This window comes from Tardiphaga sp. vice154 (genome assembly GCF_007018645.1).
Taxonomy (GTDB): Bacteria; Pseudomonadota; Alphaproteobacteria; order Rhizobiales; family Xanthobacteraceae; genus Tardiphaga.
On the sequence record NZ_CP041399.1, the window covers coordinates 1,221,481 to 1,239,366 of the forward strand.

General features: G+C 64.4%; 17 protein-coding genes. 14 read left to right on the plus strand and 3 right to left on the minus strand.

Annotated elements, in window-relative coordinates:
* Window positions 1-22 precede the first annotated feature (22 nt).
* Both phoU and phoB read left to right on the plus strand, forming a co-directional pair.
* The gene (gene phoU, locus FIU28_RS05725) at window positions 23-733 is read left to right on the plus strand and encodes a phosphate signaling complex protein PhoU (RefSeq protein ID WP_143572051.1); all 711 of its coding nucleotides are present in this window, start codon (window positions 23-25) and stop codon (window positions 731-733) included.
* 16 nt (window positions 734-749) lie between these two features.
* Window positions 750-1,466 (plus strand): phosphate regulon transcriptional regulator PhoB, encoded by a 717-nt coding sequence (phoB, locus tag FIU28_RS05730; protein ID WP_143572052.1) that lies wholly within the window; start codon window positions 750-752, stop codon window positions 1,464-1,466.
* Window positions 1,467-1,622: 156 nt separating this feature from the next.
* On the opposite strand, the gene FIU28_RS05735 is transcribed toward phoB, so the two are convergent.
* Both FIU28_RS05735 and FIU28_RS05740 read right to left on the minus strand, forming a co-directional pair.
* Entirely contained in the window at window positions 1,623-3,035 is a 1,413-nt protein-coding gene (locus FIU28_RS05735; protein WP_143572053.1) for a cytosine permease, read from the minus strand.
* A gap of 198 nt (window positions 3,036-3,233) precedes the next feature.
* Window positions 3,234-3,743 carry a MarR family winged helix-turn-helix transcriptional regulator gene (locus FIU28_RS05740; RefSeq protein ID WP_143572054.1) on the minus strand — a complete coding sequence of 170 codons (510 nt, stop codon included), beginning with the start codon at window positions 3,741-3,743 and terminating at the stop codon, window positions 3,234-3,236.
* A 135-nt stretch (window positions 3,744-3,878) separates the two neighbouring features.
* Between FIU28_RS05740 and FIU28_RS05745 the strand changes: the two genes are divergently transcribed.
* The 10 genes from FIU28_RS05745 (at window position 3,879) to FIU28_RS05790 (ending at window position 14,688) form a co-directional block, all read left to right on the plus strand.
* A complete protein-coding gene (locus FIU28_RS05745) occupies window positions 3,879-5,156 on the plus strand; it encodes an amidohydrolase/deacetylase family metallohydrolase (protein ID WP_143572055.1) in 1,278 nt (425 codons plus the stop codon).
* A 30-nt stretch (window positions 5,157-5,186) separates the two neighbouring features.
* Window positions 5,187-7,568, plus strand: a complete 2,382-nt coding sequence (locus FIU28_RS05750; RefSeq protein ID WP_143572056.1) for a xanthine dehydrogenase family protein molybdopterin-binding subunit — start codon at window positions 5,187-5,189, stop codon at window positions 7,566-7,568.
* The gene (locus tag FIU28_RS05755) at window positions 7,565-8,398 is read left to right on the plus strand and encodes an FAD binding domain-containing protein (protein ID WP_143572057.1); all 834 of its coding nucleotides are present in this window, start codon (window positions 7,565-7,567) and stop codon (window positions 8,396-8,398) included. Before FIU28_RS05750 ends, FIU28_RS05755 begins: the two co-directional genes overlap by 4 nt.
* Window positions 8,395-9,600, plus strand: coding sequence for a xanthine dehydrogenase family Fe-S subunit (locus FIU28_RS05760; protein WP_143572058.1), 1,206 nt, complete (start codon window positions 8,395-8,397; stop codon window positions 9,598-9,600). The genes FIU28_RS05755 and FIU28_RS05760 overlap by 4 nt, the downstream gene beginning before the upstream one ends.
* A gap of 73 nt (window positions 9,601-9,673) precedes the next feature.
* Window positions 9,674-10,828: an ABC transporter substrate-binding protein gene (locus FIU28_RS05765; RefSeq protein WP_143572059.1), complete on the plus strand. Its 1,155-nt coding sequence runs from the start codon at window positions 9,674-9,676 to the stop codon at window positions 10,826-10,828.
* 137 nt (window positions 10,829-10,965) lie between these two features.
* Complete coding sequence (locus tag FIU28_RS05770) at window positions 10,966-11,838, plus strand: branched-chain amino acid ABC transporter permease (RefSeq protein ID WP_143572060.1); 873 nt, start codon at window positions 10,966-10,968, stop codon at window positions 11,836-11,838.
* On the plus strand, window positions 11,835-12,872 hold the full coding sequence (locus tag FIU28_RS05775; protein ID WP_143572061.1) for a branched-chain amino acid ABC transporter permease: 1,038 nt from the start codon (window positions 11,835-11,837) through the stop codon (window positions 12,870-12,872). The genes FIU28_RS05770 and FIU28_RS05775 overlap by 4 nt, the downstream gene beginning before the upstream one ends.
* Window positions 12,869-13,666 (plus strand): ABC transporter ATP-binding protein, encoded by a 798-nt coding sequence (locus FIU28_RS05780; protein ID WP_143572062.1) that lies wholly within the window; start codon window positions 12,869-12,871, stop codon window positions 13,664-13,666. Before FIU28_RS05775 ends, FIU28_RS05780 begins: the two co-directional genes overlap by 4 nt.
* Window positions 13,659-14,363 (plus strand): ABC transporter ATP-binding protein, encoded by a 705-nt coding sequence (locus FIU28_RS05785; protein ID WP_143572063.1) that lies wholly within the window; start codon window positions 13,659-13,661, stop codon window positions 14,361-14,363. The genes FIU28_RS05780 and FIU28_RS05785 overlap by 8 nt, the downstream gene beginning before the upstream one ends.
* Window positions 14,353-14,688: a Rieske (2Fe-2S) protein gene (locus tag FIU28_RS05790; protein WP_246660883.1), complete on the plus strand. Its 336-nt coding sequence runs from the start codon at window positions 14,353-14,355 to the stop codon at window positions 14,686-14,688. The genes FIU28_RS05785 and FIU28_RS05790 overlap by 11 nt, the downstream gene beginning before the upstream one ends.
* 133 nt (window positions 14,689-14,821) lie before the next feature.
* On the opposite strand, the gene FIU28_RS05795 is transcribed toward FIU28_RS05790, so the two are convergent.
* Window positions 14,822-15,292, minus strand: a complete 471-nt coding sequence (locus FIU28_RS05795) for an Lrp/AsnC family transcriptional regulator (protein ID WP_143572065.1) — start codon at window positions 15,290-15,292, stop codon at window positions 14,822-14,824.
* A gap of 160 nt (window positions 15,293-15,452) precedes the next feature.
* Between FIU28_RS05795 and FIU28_RS05800 the strand changes: the two genes are divergently transcribed.
* On the plus strand, window positions 15,453-16,706 hold the full coding sequence (locus FIU28_RS05800; RefSeq protein ID WP_143572066.1) for a D-amino acid dehydrogenase: 1,254 nt from the start codon (window positions 15,453-15,455) through the stop codon (window positions 16,704-16,706).
* 152 nt (window positions 16,707-16,858) lie between these two features.
* On the plus strand, window positions 16,859-17,860 hold the full coding sequence (locus FIU28_RS05805; protein WP_246660974.1) for an ABC transporter substrate-binding protein: 1,002 nt from the start codon (window positions 16,859-16,861) through the stop codon (window positions 17,858-17,860).
* Window positions 17,861-17,886: the final 26 nt, after the last annotated feature.

The window sequence follows — 17,886 nt, forward strand, 5'->3', positions numbered from 1 at the left end:
GTTGAACGCGGGAGGGATTGATATGGCTTTCGAACACACGACCAAGGCCTTCGACGGCGACCTGCAGGAATTGACCCGGCTGGTCGCTGAAATGGGTGGTCTCGCGGAGCGGCAGATCACCGATTCCGTCGACGCCTTGGTGCGTCGCGACATTCCGCTGGGAATGAAGGTGGCCGCCGCCGACCAGGAAATCGACCAACTGCAGCGCGTCATCGAAGAGCGTGCCGTGCTCACCATTGCCCGGCGTCAGCCGATGGCGGTGGATCTGCGCGAGATCGTTGGCGCGATGCGGGTTGCCACCGATCTGGAGCGGATCGGCGATCTCGCCAAGAACATCGGCAAGCGCGTCAATGCGTTGGACAGCGACTTCCATCCGCTGAAGCTGATCCGCGGCCTCGAACACATGACTGATCTGGTGCGCTCGCAGGTCAAGGCCGTGCTCGATGCCTACGCCGCGCATGATCTGCCGGCGGCGATGGCGGTGTGGAAGGGCGACGAGGAGATCGACGCGATCTGCACCTCGCTGTTCCGCGAACTGCTGACCTACATGATGGAAGATCCGCGCAACATCTCGTTCTGCATCCATCTGATGTTCTGCGCCAAAAACATCGAGCGGATCGGCGATCATGCCACCAACATCGCCGAAACCGTATTCTACATGATTGAGGGCGAAGCGATCCTGGACAAGCGCCCGAAGGGCGATATGACCAATTTCGCCAACGCCCCGGTTTAACGAGAGAGACAAGCCCATGAACGCGCGCATTCTGGTGGTCGAAGACGAAGAAGCGCTGACCACGCTGCTGCGCTACAACCTCGACGCCGAAGGCTACGAGGTCGAGACCGTCGCCCGCGGCGACGACGCCGACACCCGCTTGAAAGAGCGGGTGCCGGATCTGGTGGTGCTGGACTGGATGCTGCCGGGCCTGTCGGGCATCGAATTGTGCCGCCGGCTGCGCGCGCGTCCGGAGACCAAGTCGCTGCCGATCATCATGCTGACGGCGCGCGGCGAGGAAAGCGAACGCGTCCGAGGCCTGGCCACCGGCGCCGACGATTACATCGTCAAGCCGTTCTCGGTGCCGGAGCTGCTGGCCCGCGTGAAGGGCCTGTTGCGCCGTGCCGCGCCGGAGCGGCTGGCGACCGTGCTGTCGTTCGGCGACATAGAGCTCGACCGCGACAAGCGCCGCGTCGTTCGTTCCGGCCGGCCGATCGATCTCGGCCCGACCGAATATCGCCTGCTCGAATTCTTCCTCGAACATCCCGGCCGGGTGTTCAGCCGCGAGCAACTGCTCGACAGCGTGTGGGGCCGCGATATCTATATCGACGAGCGCACCGTCGACGTGCATATCGGCCGTCTGCGCAAGATCCTCAACCCGCGCGGCGAGCAGGATCCGATCCGCACCGTGCGCGGCGCCGGCTACGCGCTGGACGACCGCTTCGCCAGCATCAGCGCCGAACAGGCAAGCTGAGCGAGCAGAGTTCTTAGCGCTCGCTTGCTTGCCATCCCACATCAAATTCTAGCCGCGACCCTCGGTTACCTCTCCCCGGCGGGGAGAGGTAACCGTGCGTCGCGGCTGGGCTAGAGACCGAACGTCGTTTTCGTAAAAAGGTGGTGCGGGAGGTGTTTACTCCGCCGGGCTCGCGATCGCCGGCGCCGTGGCAGCGTACTTGTCCATCGCAAGATAAACACCGCCCGCCACCAGAATCCCGGCCAGCCAGCTCAAATCGGCGCCGCCCAGCAGGTTGATCGAGATCGGTCCCTGCAGCGCCGGCACCAGCCCGTCCTGAAACAGCCATGCGGCGACCAAGCCGACGCCGAAGGCGATCATTCCGCTCCAATTGATATCGCCATAGGCGCTCGTCTGCGGAGACTTGTAGAGTTCGGCGACGTCGATCACGCCCTTCCGCTTCACGAAGAAGTCCGCGAGGATCACGCCGGCATAGGGGCTCATCCACATCAACAGGCTGATCAGCCAGTTGTCGAACGCCTTGGCGAAAGACGGCGCAGAGATGAAGTAGATCGTCACCGCATAGCCGGCGACACCGACGATCAGCGCCAGCGCCGTGCGCGACAGTTTGAGGCCCATGCTCAACGCCGCCAGCGCCGCCGAATAGACGTTGAGGATGTTGCTGGCGATCGGCCCATGCAGAACCATCAAGAGCACCAGCAGCGCGGCAACGCCGCCGAACACCGCGCTGACCATCTTGGCCGGATCGGCATCCAGCGTTACCGACGCGATGGTAGCGCCGAGGACAGCGAGCCACACCGAGGGCACGAACATGCCGATGTAGCTGTACCAGAAGACCTGTCTCGAGGAGATGGTGCGCGGCACGAAGCGCGAATAGTCCGAGGCCCAGGTCACCCACGAGATTCCCCAGCCGACGCCGACGGCGGTCATCAGCAGCGTCAGCATCGCCAGATGCGCGCCGGGCTCCAGCGACGTCTTGAGGCCCCAATTGACGACGCCGGCCTGGCTCCAGGCCAGGATGCTCATCAGCACCATGATCGCCACGGTCGCCGGCACGGTGTACTTCTCGAAGGTACGGATGGCATAGAAGCCATAGATGCCGATCATCACCTGCAGCACCATCACGAGGGTGATGACGAGGAAGTTCGCGGTCCAGGTGTCACTGATGCCGAACTGGGCGAGGATGGCCATCGAGATCTTGGCGGGGAAGTAGGTGTTGACCCCGATCCAGCCCAGCGTCATCAGGAACATCAGCAGGCTCGGCAGATAGGCGCCGCGACGGCCGAAGGCGGCACGGCTCAATACCATCTGGTTGACGCCGGTCTTGTGGCCCATCACCGTGAAGGCGCCGAAGATTGCGCAGCCGATCAGGTTGCCGATCACGATCACGGCGATCGTTTCCAGCAGGCCGAGCTTGAGAATAATGCCGAGCGCGCCGAGCGCCCAGTTCACCGGCGCGATGTTGGCGCCGGCCCAGATCCACATTTGCTGCGGTCCGGTGGAATCCCGGTCGGCGTCGGGAATGGGTTCGATGCTGTGAATGTCGGCCCGCAACTCGGAATTCGTCATGCTCGCCCCCGCTGATGAAAACTACCGGCGAAAGCGATCAGCAAGAACTGTACCAGAGTAGCGCATGCGTCTGATCAGGAAATGAGCGATCGGTTCAACACGCCGAGCGTGCATCGAACTGTGTGCTGTTTGCCAAGCAAGCTGCCCATCTTGTAGCCACGCCTTGCGTCGAATCGGTCCAAGCGAGCGTTGCAGAGTTCAGTGGTCGCTCGTCCCGTCGCTGCCGTCAGTCGCTTGCTCTGCGACTATTCGCTGCATCATCGCGATGAAGACGGCCTGTTCCTTCCTGCTTAGCCGGCCGAGCGTGGCGCGATGGGCGTCGCGCGCCGGCGTTTCCAGGCGGGCGAGCAGGGCGGCGCCCGATGGCGTCAGCCGGCACAGTTGGGCGCGTCGGTCATTGCCGTCGATCGTGCGTTCCACGAGCCCGCGCGCGGCCAGTCGCTTCAGTGCGCCCGTCGTGGTGGTGCGATCCTGAGCAATATCTGCAGCCAAAGTAGTCTGGTCTGCCGCGCCGCGCCCTGCAAGCGCCGACAGCAGGCTGTATTGCAGCGGCGTCACGTCGAAGCTGGCGCAGGCCTGCTGAAACAGCGCGACGTGGATCTGATGCAACCGGCGGATCAGAAATCCGGGCCTTTGTTGCAGCGGCCAGGGGCGGTGCGCGGGTTTGGGCGCAATCCGGTCGCTTGGCGGTTTGGCTGATGGCAACATGCTCTCCTGATCGTTCGGCTTCGCAAACGCAGCATCGGTTTCTTATGGCATGGTCTTTGCTTTTGTAAAATACGAAGTATGCTTCGCATTTGAAGCAGACCTGCAGAGCCTGCCGTTAAGTAAGAGGAGACCGTCATGTCCGTCACCGCCACTTTTGATTTGCTGTTGCGCGGCGGCCGCGTCATCGATCCGGCCTCGGGCATCGACGGCCTGAAGGATGTCGCCATCCGCAATGGCAAGATCGCGGCCGTGCAGTCCGACATCTTGCCGACCAGCGCGAAGGAAGTGGTCGACGTCACCGGCCAGCTGGTGCTGCCGGGCCTGATCGACACCCACGCGCATGTCTATCAATATGTCTCGGGGCGTTTCGGCATGAATCCCGACATGGTGGGCGTGCAATCGGGCGTCACCACGCTGATCGATCAGGGCGGTCCGTCCTGCATGACATTGCCGGGCTTTCGTCACTTCATTGCCGAGCCCGCCAAATCGCGCGTCTATGCCTTCCTGTCGGCCTATCTGGTCGGCGGGCTCGAGGGCCATTTCTATCCCAATCTGTACAGCCCGGACGGCGTCGATATCGACGCCACCGTGAAATCCGCTTTGGCTAATCGCGATCTGGTGCGCGGTATCAAGGCGCATGCCGAAATCGGCGGCTTTGCGCGCTGGGGCATTCGCGTGCTGGAAATGGCGGCGGAAATCGGCAAGCAGACCGAACTGCCGGTCTATGTGCATTTCGGCCAGCTCTGGGGCCTGCCGGAAAGCGGCACCAATGGCGAGGACGTCGACACCATCCTGGAGCGCGTGATCCCTCTGCTCAAGGAAGGCGACGTGCTGGCGCATCCCTTCACGCGGCATCCCGGCGGTTTCGTCAATCGTGAGGGCGAGGTGCATCCGGTGATTAGGGCTGCGATCGATCGCGGCCTCAAGATCGACGTCGGCCACGGCAGCCACTTCTCCTACCGCCTGGCGAAGAAGGCGATCGCCGCCGGCATCGTGCCGAACACGCTCGGCGCCGACATCCATGGCTACAACACCCATGTCCCCGCGCCGGCCGGCACACCGGACGAGCACGAAGACGAGGAGAACCATCCCTTTGCAGGTCAGGCCAAGTTCAGCCTGGTGCAGGCGATGAGCTCGATGATGGCGCTCGGCCTGACGCTGGAGCAGGTGGTGCCGATGGTGACGTCCAATCCGGCGAAGATGATCGGCTTGTCGGACACGGTCGGCTCCTTGAAGGTCGGCGTGGATGCCGACGTCTCGGTGATCACGACCAAGCCGGGCCGCTACATCCTGCGTGACAACGAGAATACCGAAGTGGTGGCGGACGGGCTGATGCAGCCGCTGTTCTGCCTGCGCGCCGGCGTGCGCCATGATGCGGTGGCGTCGATCCTGCCCGAGGCGGTCGCCGCGTAAGCGGTGCCCATGAGAGAGCAGGGTCTACCTATGAGTGATATGCGCAAACCTCTGTCGGATGCGCCTGCCGAAGGGCAGGGCGTCGGCGCGCGCGTGCTGCGCAAGGAAGATGATCGCCTGATGCGCGGCCGCGGACAGTTCGTTGCCGATATTCGCCTTGCTGGATTGCAGGATGTCGCCTTCGTGCGCAGTCCGGTGGCGCATGCCCGGATCCGCGCCATCCATGTGCCGGAGCGCTATCGCGACGTGGTGTTCACCGCAGCGGATCTCGACGGCGTCAAACCGATCCGCGCCATTACAGGACTGCCCGGCTTCAAGATTTCGGAGCAGCCGATCCTCGCCACCGGCAAGATCCGCCAGGTAGGCGAGCTCATCGCCATGTGCGTGGCGCCGACGCGCGCCGAGGCCGAGGATATCGCTGCCTCCGTGACGCTCGATCTCGAGGAACTGCCCGCTGTGCACAACATGTTGCAAGCGCGCGAGCCGGGCTCGCCGCTCGTGCATGAGCATTGGGGCGACAATATCTTTCTCGAAAGCTTTTTCGAGATCGATATCGCAGGCGCGCTGGACGCGCCGATCAAGGTGACGCGCGAGATCTCGACCTCCCGGCAATGCATGTCGCCGCTGGAAGGCCGCGGCGTGGTGGCCACCTTCGATCACCGGCTCGACCAGCTCACGCTCTATACCGGCAGCCAGATGCCGCACATCGTGCGCAACGGCCTGTCGGATACGCTGGGCATCGACCAGGGCCAGATCCGCATCGTCTCGCCGGATGTCGGCGGCGGCTTCGGCCACAAGGGCATTTTGTTGCCCGAGGAAGTCTGCCTGTCGTGGCTGACGATGAAGCGCGGCCATCCGGTGCGCTGGATCGAGGACCGCCGCGAGCATCTGGTGGCGTCGGCCAATTGTCGCGAGCACCACTACAAGATCACCGTCTATGCCGACCGCGACGGCAAGCTGCGCGGCATCGACTGCGAGGCATCCGTCGATTCCGGCGCCTACTCCTCTTATCCGTTTTCGGCCTGCCTGGAGGCGGCGCAGGTGGTCAGCATCCTGCCGGGGCCCTATCTGATGCCGGCCTATCGCTGCCGCACCTATTCGGTGGCCACCAACAAGTGCCCGATCCTGCCGTACCGCGGCGTCGCCCGCACCGGCGTCTGCTTCGCGCTGGAGCTGATGCTCGATCTGGTCGCGGCCGAAGCGGGGCTGGAGCCCGGCGAGGTGCGCCTGCGCAATCTGGTGCAGCCGGAGCAGATGCCGTTCGACAACATCACCAACAAGCATTTCGACAGCGGCGACTATCCGCAAGCGATGAGGCGTGCGCTGAAGATGATCGACGTCGATGCGGTGCGCGCGCGGCAGCGCCGGCATGAGGCCGATGGCCGGCTGATCGGCGTCGGCTTGTCGATCTTCTGCGAGCAGGCCGCGCACGGCACCTCGGTCTATTCCGGCTGGGGCATCCCGATGGTGCCGGGCCACGAACAGGCCACCGCGCGGCTGACGCCGGACGGCGGGCTCGAACTGCGCGTCGGCGTGCATTCGCACGGCCAGGGTATGGAGACCACGCTGTCGCAGGTCGCGCATGAAATGCTCGGCGTCGAGGTCGCCAAGGTGCGCGTGGTCCATGGCGACACCGCGATGACGCCGTATTCGACCGGCACCTGGGGCTCGCGCTCAATGGTGATGGCCGGCGGCGCGGTGGCCACCGCCTGCGCCGAACTCGCCGAGCGCGCCAAAAAGATCGGCGCCAAGCTGCTGCAACTCGACGAGGCCGACGTCGTCCTGACCGATGGCGAGGTCCGCGGCGCCAGCGGCAGCGTGACGCTGAAGGAGATCGCGCACACCTGGTATCGCCGCCCGCAGGATCTGCCGGGCGATGTCGATCCCGCCGGGCTGGAGACCACGTCCGGCTACAAGCCGCAGCGCGATTCCGGCACCTTCAGCTATGCTGCCCATGCGGTGATCGTCGCTGTTGACCCCGATCTCGGCGACGTCGAAATTCTGGACTACGTGATCGTCGAGGACGGCGGCGTGCTGGTCAATCCAATGATCGTTGACGGCCAGATCTTTGGCGGTCTCGCGCAGGGCATCGGCACCGCTCTGTACGAAGAAATGCCGTTCGATGCTGCGGGCCAGCCGCTCGCCACCACGCTCGCCGACTATCTGTTGCCGGGCCCGACCGAAGTGCCCTCGCCGCGGATGGACCATATGGAGACGCCGTCGCCCTACACCAAGTTCGGCGTCAAGGGGATCGGCGAGGGCGGCGCCATCGCACCGCCGGCGGCGATCGGCAATGCGATCAATGACGCGCTACGTCCGCTCGGCGTCGAACTGTTGCATTCGCCGATCTCGCCACGCCGCATCATGTCTGCGATCCTCGAAGCCCGTGACGCGCAAAGGCCGGCGGCATGAAGCCGGCACCCTTTGACTATGAGCGTCCGCGCGATCTTTCGGCAGCGCTTGCCGCGATGGCGGGCGACGGTGTGGTGAAAATCATCGCCGGCGGGCAATCGCTCGGGCCGATGCTGAATTTGCGCCTGGTCGCGCCCGACTTGCTGGTCGATATCGCCGGGCTCGAAGAGTTGAAGCAAGTCGAGAGCGTCGGTGACGGACTGGTGATCGGCGCCTGCGTCACGCATGCCGACATCGAGGACGGCCGTATCCCGGACGTCACCCGCGGCGCCATGCAGCGCGTCGCCTCGGCCATCGCCTACCGCGCGGTGCGCAACCGCGGCACGATCGGCGGTTCGCTCAGCCATGCCGATCCCAGCGCGGACTGGGTGTCGGCGCTGTCGGCGCTGGGCGCCACACTGACGCTGCAAAGCGCGCGCGGCGTGCGAAACGTCGCCATGAAGGACTTTGTCGTCGGCGCGCTCGAAACCGTGCTGATGCCCAGCGAGATGATCGCATCCGTGCGCGTTCCGGCCATGGCGGCGTCGGCGCGCTGGGCCTATGTGAAGGCCTGCCGCAAGACCGGCGAGTTTGCCCACGCCATCGGCGCGGTGTTGATCGATCCCGCCGCGGCCACGGCGCGCATTGTGATCGGGGCCGTCGAAGCCGCGCCAATCGTGATCGACGAGGCCGCTGAACTGTTCGGCGGTCGAATCGACGGCGAGTTTGGCAACACATTCGATCCGCGCGTCGCGGACGCGCTGTTGTCGAAGGCCGGCATCAGCGACGCTGCTGACCGCCACATCCATGTCGCCGTGTTGCGCAAAGCCATCGCGGAGGCCGCGGCATGAACAATATCGAACTCACGGTCAACCGCCGCACCGTCCAGGCGCTGGTCGAGCCGCGCACCAGCCTCGCCGATTTCCTGCGCGACGAGCGCGATCTTACCGGCACCCATCTCGGCTGCGAGCACGGCGTCTGCGGCGCCTGCACGCTGCTGCTCGACGGCGTGCCGGCGCGTTCCTGCATCACCTATGCAGTCGCCTGCGATGGCGCCGAAGTTACTACCATCGAAGGCCTTGACGACGACGAGATCGCGATCGAGCTGCGCGCGGCCTTCAGCCGCGAACATGCGCTGCAATGCGGCTACTGCACGCCGGGCATGCTGGTCGCGGCGCGCGATCTGGTGAAGCGGCTGCCGGATGCTGACGAGCAGGCCATCCGCGTCGGCATGAGCGGCAATTTGTGCCGCTGCACCGGCTATGTCGGCATCGTCAACGCGGTGCGCTCGGTGATCGCCGATCGCCGCGCTCGCGACATTGCGCCGGAGCCGGATGCGGGCCGCAAGCTGCTGGGGCCGGTCGGGTCGGGTCACAAGACCTGCAACTCGTCACATGAGACTAAGAAGCCACGGCTCGCGCCGGTGGAGCAGCGCAGTGCGGTCGCGCCCCTGGTCATTCCCGACTTCACGCCGTCGACCGTGCTCGACCAGTCTTTCGACGTCGCGCATCCGCCGGCCAAAGTGTTTGCGATGTTCGACGATATCGCCGCCGTCGCATCCTGTCTGCCGGGAGCTTCGCTGACCGGAACGCCGGTGCCGGAGCGCGTCGAGGGCGCAATCCGCGTCAAGATCGGCCCGATCTCCGCGAACTTCAACGGCGCGGCGCGCGTCGAGAGCGATCCGGCGACCTTGTCCGGCCGCATCCTCGGCATCGGTATCGACCAGCGCAGTCGCTCGCAGACGCAGGGCGAAATCCGCTACAAACTGCTGTCGCTTCAAGACGGTGCGGCCACGCGTGTCGAACTTTCGATCGGCTACAGCCTGACCGGCGTGCTGGCGCAAATCGGCCGCTCCGGCCTGGTGCGCGATCTCGCGGCAAGGTTGGTTGCTGAATTCGCGAAGAACCTCGATCGCAAGCTGTCGGGCGATGCCTGCGCATCGGCGGCGCCGGTCGCCGAGCTCAACGGAATTTCGCTGGTATTCGGGCTGCTGCGGGACCGCGCGGCGCGAATGTTGCACCGGATCACCGGCCGCGGAGACACGGCATCATGAATCGACGCATCCGCATGCGGGGCGGCGAGGTTTGCACTGCGCGACTTTCACCAGCGTTCACCGGGAGAATGACATGACACGAAGCTTCAAGGCCGTACCTGCGATCGCTCTGGCGCTCGCGCTGTTCGACGGCGCGGCGCACGCGCAAACCATCAAGATCGGCGTCAACGAGCCCCTGACCGGCGCCTTCGCCGCGTCCGGCACCTATGTCGTCAATGGCGCCAAGATCGCCGCCGACGAGATCAACGCCAAGGGCGGCGTGCTCGGCAAGAAGATCGAGCTGGTCATCGAGGACAACAAGAGCAACCCGACCGAAGCCGCGGCCGTCGCCGAGAAGCTGATCACGCGCGACAAGGTCCCCGTAATGATGGGCGCCTGGGGCTCCAGCCTGACGCTCGCCGTGATGCCCAAGCTCGTGGAATATGAAGTGCCGATGGTGGTCGAGACCTCCTCGGCCGGCAAGATAACCACTTCGGGAAATCCCTACATCTTCCGCATCTCGCCGCCGTCGGCGGTCGAGGGCGCTGCCTTCAGCAAGATCATCGACAAGCTGGCGATCAAGAAGGCCGACTTCCTGGTCATCAACAACGACTGGGGCCGCGGCACCGCCGAAGACTTCGGCAAGATGATGAAGGAGCACGGCATTGTCATCGGTCAGGTCGAGACCATGGACCAGTCGGCGCAGGACATGAGCGCGCAGCTCTCCAAGCTCAAGGCGACTGACTCAGAGACCATCATCGTCACCACCGCGGTCGATCAGCTCACGCTGATCTTCAAGCAGGCCGCCGCCATCGGCCTGAGGAAGCGCATCATCACCACCGGCGGTTCGCAGAATCCCGACCAGATCATTGCGCAGGCGGGTGCTGCCGCCAACGGCACGATGCATCTGACCACGTTCCTGCCGTGGTATCCCGACAAGACGCCGAACCCGGAAGCCACCAACTATTTCATCGGCGAGTGGAAGAAGCGCGGCTTCGAATTCGCCGGCGTGACCGAGAGCTTCCGCGGCTATGACGGCATCCGCACTGCGGCAGCGGCCATCGAGAAGGCCGGCAAGGCCGAGCCCGCCGCGATCAAGGCAGCACTCTGGGAGATCAACATCAAGGGCCTGAACGGCGACATCGTGTTCAAGAAGTCCGGCCCCGCCGGCCAGGAGAGCGGCCAGAGCTTTCCCAACGTGTATCTGATCGAGATCACCGACGGCAAAGTCGGCATGAAGACGCTCTGATAAAACTGTCGTTGCGGGGCGCGAGCGCATCAGCGCGAGCGAACGCGGAACCTCGATATGTTCAAAACAACTCGGGATTCCGGGCTCGCAGTCGGCTAGCGCCGCCCGCGCCCCGGAATGACCATAAGGATCTCCCTTTGGACCAGCTTCTGCAACATCTCCTCAACACGCTGGTGCTCGGCGGCACCTATGCGCTGCTGGGCATCGGGCTGACGCTGATCTTCGGCATCATGAACGTCGTCAACTTCACGCACGGCGTGCTCTACACCTTCGGCGCCTACATGATGTTCATCGTTGTGCATCAGCTCGGCGTGAACTTCTTTCTCGCGCTGCCGCTGTCGATCGTGGCCGGCTGGCTGCTCGGGGCAGCCATCGAGATCGTGCTGCTGCGGCCGCTGCGCGGCTCCGACATCGACACCACCATGCTGGTGATGATCGGCGCCTGGATCGCGATGCAGTCCGGCGCGCTTTGGATCTGGGGCGGCGTGGCGAAATCCGTCGACAACCCGTTTCCCGATGCGCCGCTGGTTATCGGCCCCGTCTCGGTGTCGTGGCTGCGGCTGTTCGTGCTGGCCGCCGCGGCCCTCTTGATCGTCATCGCCTACCTCTTGATCAACTGCACCAAGCTCGGCAAGGCGATGCGCGCCACCTTCCAGGATCACGACACCGCGGCGCTGATGGGCGTCAATGTGAGCTGGATCTACACCTCGACCTTCGCGATCGGCTCCAGCCTTGCGGCTGCCGCCGGCGCACTGCTCGGCCCGGTCTATGTCATCTTCCCGCAGATGGGCGACCTCGCCGCCGTGAAGGCCTTTGCCATCGTCATCCTCGGCGGCCTCGGCAACATCACCGGCGCGGTGATTGGCGGCTTCATCCTGGCGCTCGCCGAAGAACTCGGCGCGGGCTACGTGTCGTCGGGCTATCGCGACGCAATGGGCTTCCTCATCATTATCGCCGTGCTGATCTTCAAGCCGACCGGGCTGTTCGCCCGCGCGGAGCGCGTCGGATGAACCGGCTCGCCACGCTCCTCTGTTTCGCCGCTTTCATCTCGCTGCCGCTGTGGCTGACGGACCCGTATCTGCTGAACGCGCTGATCACCACCGGCATCTTTATTATCGGCGCGATGAGCCTCAACCTGCTGCTCGGCTTCACGGGCCAGCTCAGCCTTGGTCATATCGCCTTCTTCGGCATCGGCGCCTATGTCAGCGCGCTGACCTCGCTCGGCTTCGACGTGCCGATTGTTGGCGACTTCCACATCGTCCATGTGCCGTGGCCACCGATTGCTGGCTTCGCGCTGTCGATCGTCATTGCCGGCTTCTGCGGCTATCTCGTCGGCCGGCTGTCGTTCCGCGTGCGCGGCGCGTATTTCGTCATCGTGACCATCTCGTTCGCCGAAGTTGTCCGGCTGGTGGCGCTGAACTGGGTCGATCTCACCCAGGGCCCGCTGGCGCTGACCAACATTCCCTCCATCACCATCGGCCTGCCGGGCCTCGGCTATCTGGTGCTGAAAACGAAATTGCAGAACTATTATCTGGTGCTCGCGGTTGCCGCGCTGTCGTATCTGTTGATTGCGCGGCTGGTGCATTCGCATTACGGGCGCGCCATGCGTGGTCTGATGGAGAACGAGACGCTCGCGGTCGCCGTCGGTATCGACGTCACCAAGACGCTGACGCTGGCGGCTGTGATCTCGGCCGGCATCGCCGGGGCCGCCGGCAGCCTCTATGCGCATTACATCCGCATCATCGATCCCGATGTCTTCGCCTTCATCTCGACGGTGACCATGGTGATCATGGTCGTCTCCGGCGGCAAGGGCTCGCTCGCCGGTCCTGTGGTCGGCGGCGTCATTTTCGGCCTGTTGCCGGTGTTCCTGCGGCCGATCATGCCGCCGGAGGCGCAGTGGATCACCTATGGCTGCGTGCTGATCGTGATCCTGTTCGTGCTGCCATCAGGCATCGTGCCTAGGCTGGCGCCCCTGCTTGGATTGGAACGCAAGAAGGGAAGTACGTCGCGGAAGTCTGTAAACGCCGTGGAGGAGGGCGCATGACCGTGGCCCGCGAAACCATCCTCAGCGTCGATCATGTCGGCATGCAGTTCGGCGGCCTCGTCGCGCTGTCCGATCTCAACTTCTGCGTCGGCGAAGGCGAAATTCTCAGCCTGATCGGCCCGAACGGCGCCGGCAAGACCACCGCGTTCAATTTGATGACCGGCTTTCTCACCCCGACCAAGGGCGCGGTGAAGTTTCGTGACGTGCCATTGCGCGGTCTGAAATCCCACGAGATCGCCGATCTCGGCCTGATCCGCACCTTCCAGCGCACATCGGTGTTTCCGCGCGACACCGTGTTCGACAACGTGCTGATCGGCCTGCACCGCCAGGGCAAGCTCGGCCTCCTCAACGCGATCCTCGGCCTGCCCAAGGCGCGGGCCTCGGAGCGGCTGCTGCGCGAGCGCGCCGCCGAGCTGGTGTCGCGGGTCGGGCTCGAAGCCCGCGCCAACGATCTCGCGGGCTCGTTGTCTTACGGTGAGCAGCGCCTGGTCGGCGTCGCGCTGGCCTTGGCGGCGCAGCCAAAAATGCTGCTGCTCGACGAACCGGTGTCGGGCATGAACGCATCGGAAACCCACACCTTCGTGCAACTGATCCGATCGATCCGCGACAGCGGCGTCACCATCCTGCTTGTCGAACACGACATGCCGATGGTGATGGAAGTCTCCGACCGCATCGTGGTGCTGAACTACGGCCGCATCATCGCCGAGGGCACGCCCGAATTCATCCGCAACGATCCCGCGGTGATCGAAGCCTATCTTGGCCAGAGCGGAAAGAAGGCGGCCGCGCATGCTTGAGATCCAGGACATGGTCTGCGGCTACGGCCAGATCACCGCGCTGCGCGGTGTCACCCTGTCCGTGAAGGCCGGGCAGCTGGTGGCGCTGATCGGCGCCAACGGCGCCGGCAAGAGCACGACTCTTCGTGCGATCTCGGGACTCGTTCCGCCGCGCTCCGGCAGCATGATTTTCGAGGGCGAGGACATCACCTCCGCCAGCCCGCAGAAGGTACTGACGAAGGGGATCGCGCATTGTCCGGAAGGCCGTCGCGTGTTCCCGCACATGACGGTGGCAGAAAATCTCGACATGGGCGCGTACCTGCGCTCGGATACCTCAGAGATAAACGCTGACCGCGACCGCATCTACGGCGAATTTCCTCGCCTCGCCGAGCGCCGCAAGCAGGCGGCGGGCACGCTGTCCGGCGGCGAGCAGCAGATGCTGGCGATCGGCCGCGCGCTGATGTCGCGTCCGCGTCTGGTGATGTTCGACGAGCCCTCGCTCGGGTTGGCGCCCAACATCGTCGAGCGCACCTTCGCGATCATCCGCGCCATACGTGATGCCGGCACCACGGTGCTGCTGGTCGAGCAGAACGCCTTCGCGGCGCTGGAGATGTGCGATCACGCCTATCTGCTGGAGGCGGGCCGCGTGGTGCTGTCCGGCGCGGGCCACGACCTTATCGAGAACGAGCATGTCCGGCGGGCCTATCTTGGCGGCTGAGCCGGGCTGGGTCGTCGTCTGCAAAGCCGAGCGGCTGCGCGATCAGCCGATGATCTGCACGAAGGCGGCCGGCGTGGCGCTGCTGGTAATCCGCGACGGCGACCGGCTCTATGCCTGCGAGCGCGCCTGCCCGCACGAGCAGGCCGATCTCAGCCTCGGCCGCGTGACCGATGGCCGGTTGCACTGTCCACGCCATCAGGCCTGGTTCGACCTCATCGATGGGCGGATCTCGCCCGGCTGGTCCAGCCGGGCACTGCGGCGTTATGCGGTGCGGATTGAGAATGGCGAGGTGCAGGTGGACCTCGTCGGAATAGTTCAATCCTGAGCGGCTCGCACCGGCCAACCCCCAACGTCATTGCGAGGAGCGAAGCGACGCGGCAATCCAGAAGGCCGCGAACTCTTCAAGAACTGGATTGCTTCGTCGCAAGGGCTCCTCGCAATGACGGCTGTGGCTCGATTCAACCCGCCAGCGCTGCCGGCGAGATGCTGCGTTTCACTACGCTGCGCATCGCGAAGCTGGAATGCAGCCGCGACACGCCGGGCATCCGCGACAAATGCAGCTTGTGGATGCGTTCGTAGTCCGCCATGTCGCGCGCCTGCACCTGGACCAAATAATCGTCATTGCCCGACATCAGGTGGCACGACACCACATCCGGGCATCTGCTGATTTCCTTCTCGAACGCAGCCAGCGCATCCTCGCTCTGCCGCTCCAGCGTGATGTTGACCAGCACAGTCATCATGAAGCCGAGCTGGCTGGCATCGATCTCGGCCGAATAGCCGCGGATCACGCCGGTCTCCTCGAGCTGGATCAGCCGCCGCGCACAGGCGGTCGGCGACAGCCCCACGCGTTCGGACAGCTGCACCTGGCTGACTCGGGCGTCCTTGACCAACTCGCCCAAGATCTTCAGATCGAATGAGTCGTGCGTCATGGTCAGGCCTTCGGTGAAAAATCCCGAATCTGGTCTAACTGAAGCCGAAATCCTGCGCAATGAGGGGGTTTTGAGGCCCAGAACGCCGGGAACCGCCGCGTTGGAGCTGACATGATGGTTCCACCGCCGGTGACCCCACCGACCCTCCAGGAATGCTCCCATGAAAGTCGTTATTCTCGGCGCCGGCGTGATCGGCGTGACCTCGGCCTATTACCTCGCCAAGGCCGGTTGCGACGTCACGGTACTCGACCGACAGCCCGGCGCCGGGCTCGAAACCAGTTTTGCCAATGCCGGCGAGGTCTCGCCGGGCTATGCGTCGCCCTGGGCCGGGCCGGGCGTGCCGGTCAAGGCGGTGCGCTGGATGCTCGACAAGCATGGCCCGCTGGTGATCCGTCCGCAGGCCGATCCGGCGATGTGGCGCTGGATGTTCCAGATGCTGCGCAACTGCACAGCGGCGCGTTACGCCGTCAATAAGTCGCGCATGGTGCGGATCGCCGAATACAGCCGCGATTGCCTGCGCGCGCTGCGCGCCGATATCGGTATCACTTATGACGAGCGCAGCCAGGGCACGCTGCAGCTGTTCCGCAAGCAGTACCAGCTCGACGCCATCGGCGGCGATATCGAAGTGCTCAAGCAATACAACGTGCCGTTCGAAGTGCTGGACGTCGAGGGCTGCGTGCGCGCCGAGCCGGGCCTCGCCGCGACCCGCGATCGCTTCGTTGGCGGGCTGCGGCTGTCGGATGACGAGACCGGCGATTGCCATCTGTTCACCCAGCGGCTCGCCGAAGTGGCCGCCGGGCTCGGCGTGAAGTTCGAGTATGGAATCGATGTCACATCGGTCGACGTCGCCGGCGGTCGCATCGCGCGGGTCGCCACCAACAAGGGCGTGTTCACCGCGGATACGTTCGTCGTGGCACTCGGCAGCTTCTCGCCGCTGTTGCTGCGTCCGCTCGGCATCAAGATTCCGGTCTATCCGGTCAAGGGCTATTCGATCACCGTGCCGATCGTGAATGAGGCCGCCGCGCCGCAATCGACGGTGATGGATGAGAGCTACAAGGTCGCGATCACGCGGCTGGGCGACCGCATCCGCGTTGGCGGCACCGCCGAACTCAGCGGCTACGAGATCAAATTGTATCCCGACCGCAAGGTCACGCTCGACCGCTCGCTGACCGAGCTGTTTCCGGGCGCCGGCGATCTGTCGCGGGCGGAGTTCTGGAGCGGTCTGCGGCCGATGACGCCGGATGGTCCGCCGATCATCGGCGCTGCGCGCTATCCGAACCTGTTTCTCAATACCGGACATGGCACGCTGGGCTGGACGATGGCCTGCGGCGCCGCGCGCGTGCTCGCAGACCAGATCGTCGGCCGCACGCCGGATATCAAAGCCGACGATTTCAACCTGCATCGCTACCAATAGCGGCCGTTGCGACGTCTTCGTCTGCGTCATGACGGCCCGGATCGCTTTGTCACAAATCTTTCATGGGTCGCCGATAATGGAAGCGACGTAAGCCGCGCTGCGTATTTCGATCGCTCGATGGCCTTTCCTTTCGATGGAGAACTGTCGTGACCCTGAATCGTTTTGCCTTCGTGCTGTCCGCTGCCGTGTTCATCGCGGCATCGCCGGCAGCCCGCGCTGCCGACGTGATCTGCTACAATTGCCCGCCGGAATGGGCGGACTGGGCGTCGATGATCAAGGCGGTCAAGGCCGATCTCAACATCGACATGCCGCACGACAACAAGAATTCCGGGCAGGCGCTGGCGCAGATCATTGCCGAGAAGGCCAACCCGGTCGGCGACATCGGCTATTTCGGCGTCACCTTCGGCATGAAGGCCAAGGCACAGGACGCGCTGGAGCCCTACAAGCCCGCGGGCTGGGATCAGGTCGATGCCGGCCTGAAGGACCCGGAGGGGTACTGGACCACGATCCATTCCGGCACGCTGGGCTTCTTCGTCAACAAGGACGCGCTGGGCGGCGCGCCGGTGCCGAAATGCTGGGCTGATCTGTTGAAGCCCGCCTACAAGGGCATGGTCGGCTATCTCGATCCGTCGTCCGCGGCCGTCGGCTATGTCGGCGCAGTCGCCGTCAATCTGGCGCTCGGCGGCTCCGATACCAATTTCGAGCCAGGCTTGAAGTTCTTCAAGGACCTCAAGAAGAACGATCCGATCGTGCCGAAGCAGACGTCCTACGCCCGCGTCGTGTCGGGTGAACTGCCGATCCTGTTCGACTATGACTTCAACGCCTACCGCGCGAAATACTCCGAGAAGGGCAATTTCGAGTTCGTCATTCCCTGCGAAGGCTCTGTGGTGTTTCCGTACGTCGTCGGCCTCGTGAAGAACGCGCCGGACAAGGACACGGCCAAGAAGGTCATCGACTATCTGCTGTCCGACAAGGGTCAGGCGATCTGGACCAACGCCTATCTGCGCCCGGCTCGCAAGATCGAGCTGCCGGAAGCGGTCAAGGCCAAGTTCCTGCCGGACAGCGAATACGCTCGTGCCAAGAGCGTCGACTGGGGCAAGATGGAGCTCGCGCAAAAGGGCTTCACCGATCGCTACCTCGCGGACGTCCGTTGATCCCAGTGAATACGGTTATTGCTATC

Excerpts from the sequence above, each read along its gene's own strand:
- phoU (WP_143572051.1), top strand. The coding sequence starts at position 23 with ATGGCTTTCGAACACACGACCAAGGCCTTCGACGGCGACCTGCAGGAA.
- phoB (WP_143572052.1), top strand. The coding sequence starts at position 750 with ATGAACGCGCGCATTCTGGTGGTCGAAGACGAAGAAGCGCTGACCACG.
- FIU28_RS05735 (WP_143572053.1), bottom strand. The coding sequence starts at position 3,035 with ATGACGAATTCCGAGTTGCGGGCCGACATTCACAGCATCGAACCCATT.
- FIU28_RS05740 (WP_143572054.1), bottom strand. The coding sequence starts at position 3,743 with ATGTTGCCATCAGCCAAACCGCCAAGCGACCGGATTGCGCCCAAACCC.
- FIU28_RS05745 (WP_143572055.1), top strand. The coding sequence starts at position 3,879 with ATGTCCGTCACCGCCACTTTTGATTTGCTGTTGCGCGGCGGCCGCGTC.
- FIU28_RS05750 (WP_143572056.1), top strand. The coding sequence starts at position 5,187 with ATGAGTGATATGCGCAAACCTCTGTCGGATGCGCCTGCCGAAGGGCAG.
- FIU28_RS05755 (WP_143572057.1), top strand. The coding sequence starts at position 7,565 with ATGAAGCCGGCACCCTTTGACTATGAGCGTCCGCGCGATCTTTCGGCA.
- FIU28_RS05760 (WP_143572058.1), top strand. The coding sequence starts at position 8,395 with ATGAACAATATCGAACTCACGGTCAACCGCCGCACCGTCCAGGCGCTG.
- FIU28_RS05765 (WP_143572059.1), top strand. The coding sequence starts at position 9,674 with ATGACACGAAGCTTCAAGGCCGTACCTGCGATCGCTCTGGCGCTCGCG.
- FIU28_RS05775 (WP_143572061.1), top strand. The coding sequence starts at position 11,835 with ATGAACCGGCTCGCCACGCTCCTCTGTTTCGCCGCTTTCATCTCGCTG.
- FIU28_RS05780 (WP_143572062.1), top strand. The coding sequence starts at position 12,869 with ATGACCGTGGCCCGCGAAACCATCCTCAGCGTCGATCATGTCGGCATG.
- FIU28_RS05785 (WP_143572063.1), top strand. The coding sequence starts at position 13,659 with ATGCTTGAGATCCAGGACATGGTCTGCGGCTACGGCCAGATCACCGCG.
- FIU28_RS05795 (WP_143572065.1), bottom strand. The coding sequence starts at position 15,292 with ATGACGCACGACTCATTCGATCTGAAGATCTTGGGCGAGTTGGTCAAG.
- FIU28_RS05800 (WP_143572066.1), top strand. The coding sequence starts at position 15,453 with ATGAAAGTCGTTATTCTCGGCGCCGGCGTGATCGGCGTGACCTCGGCC.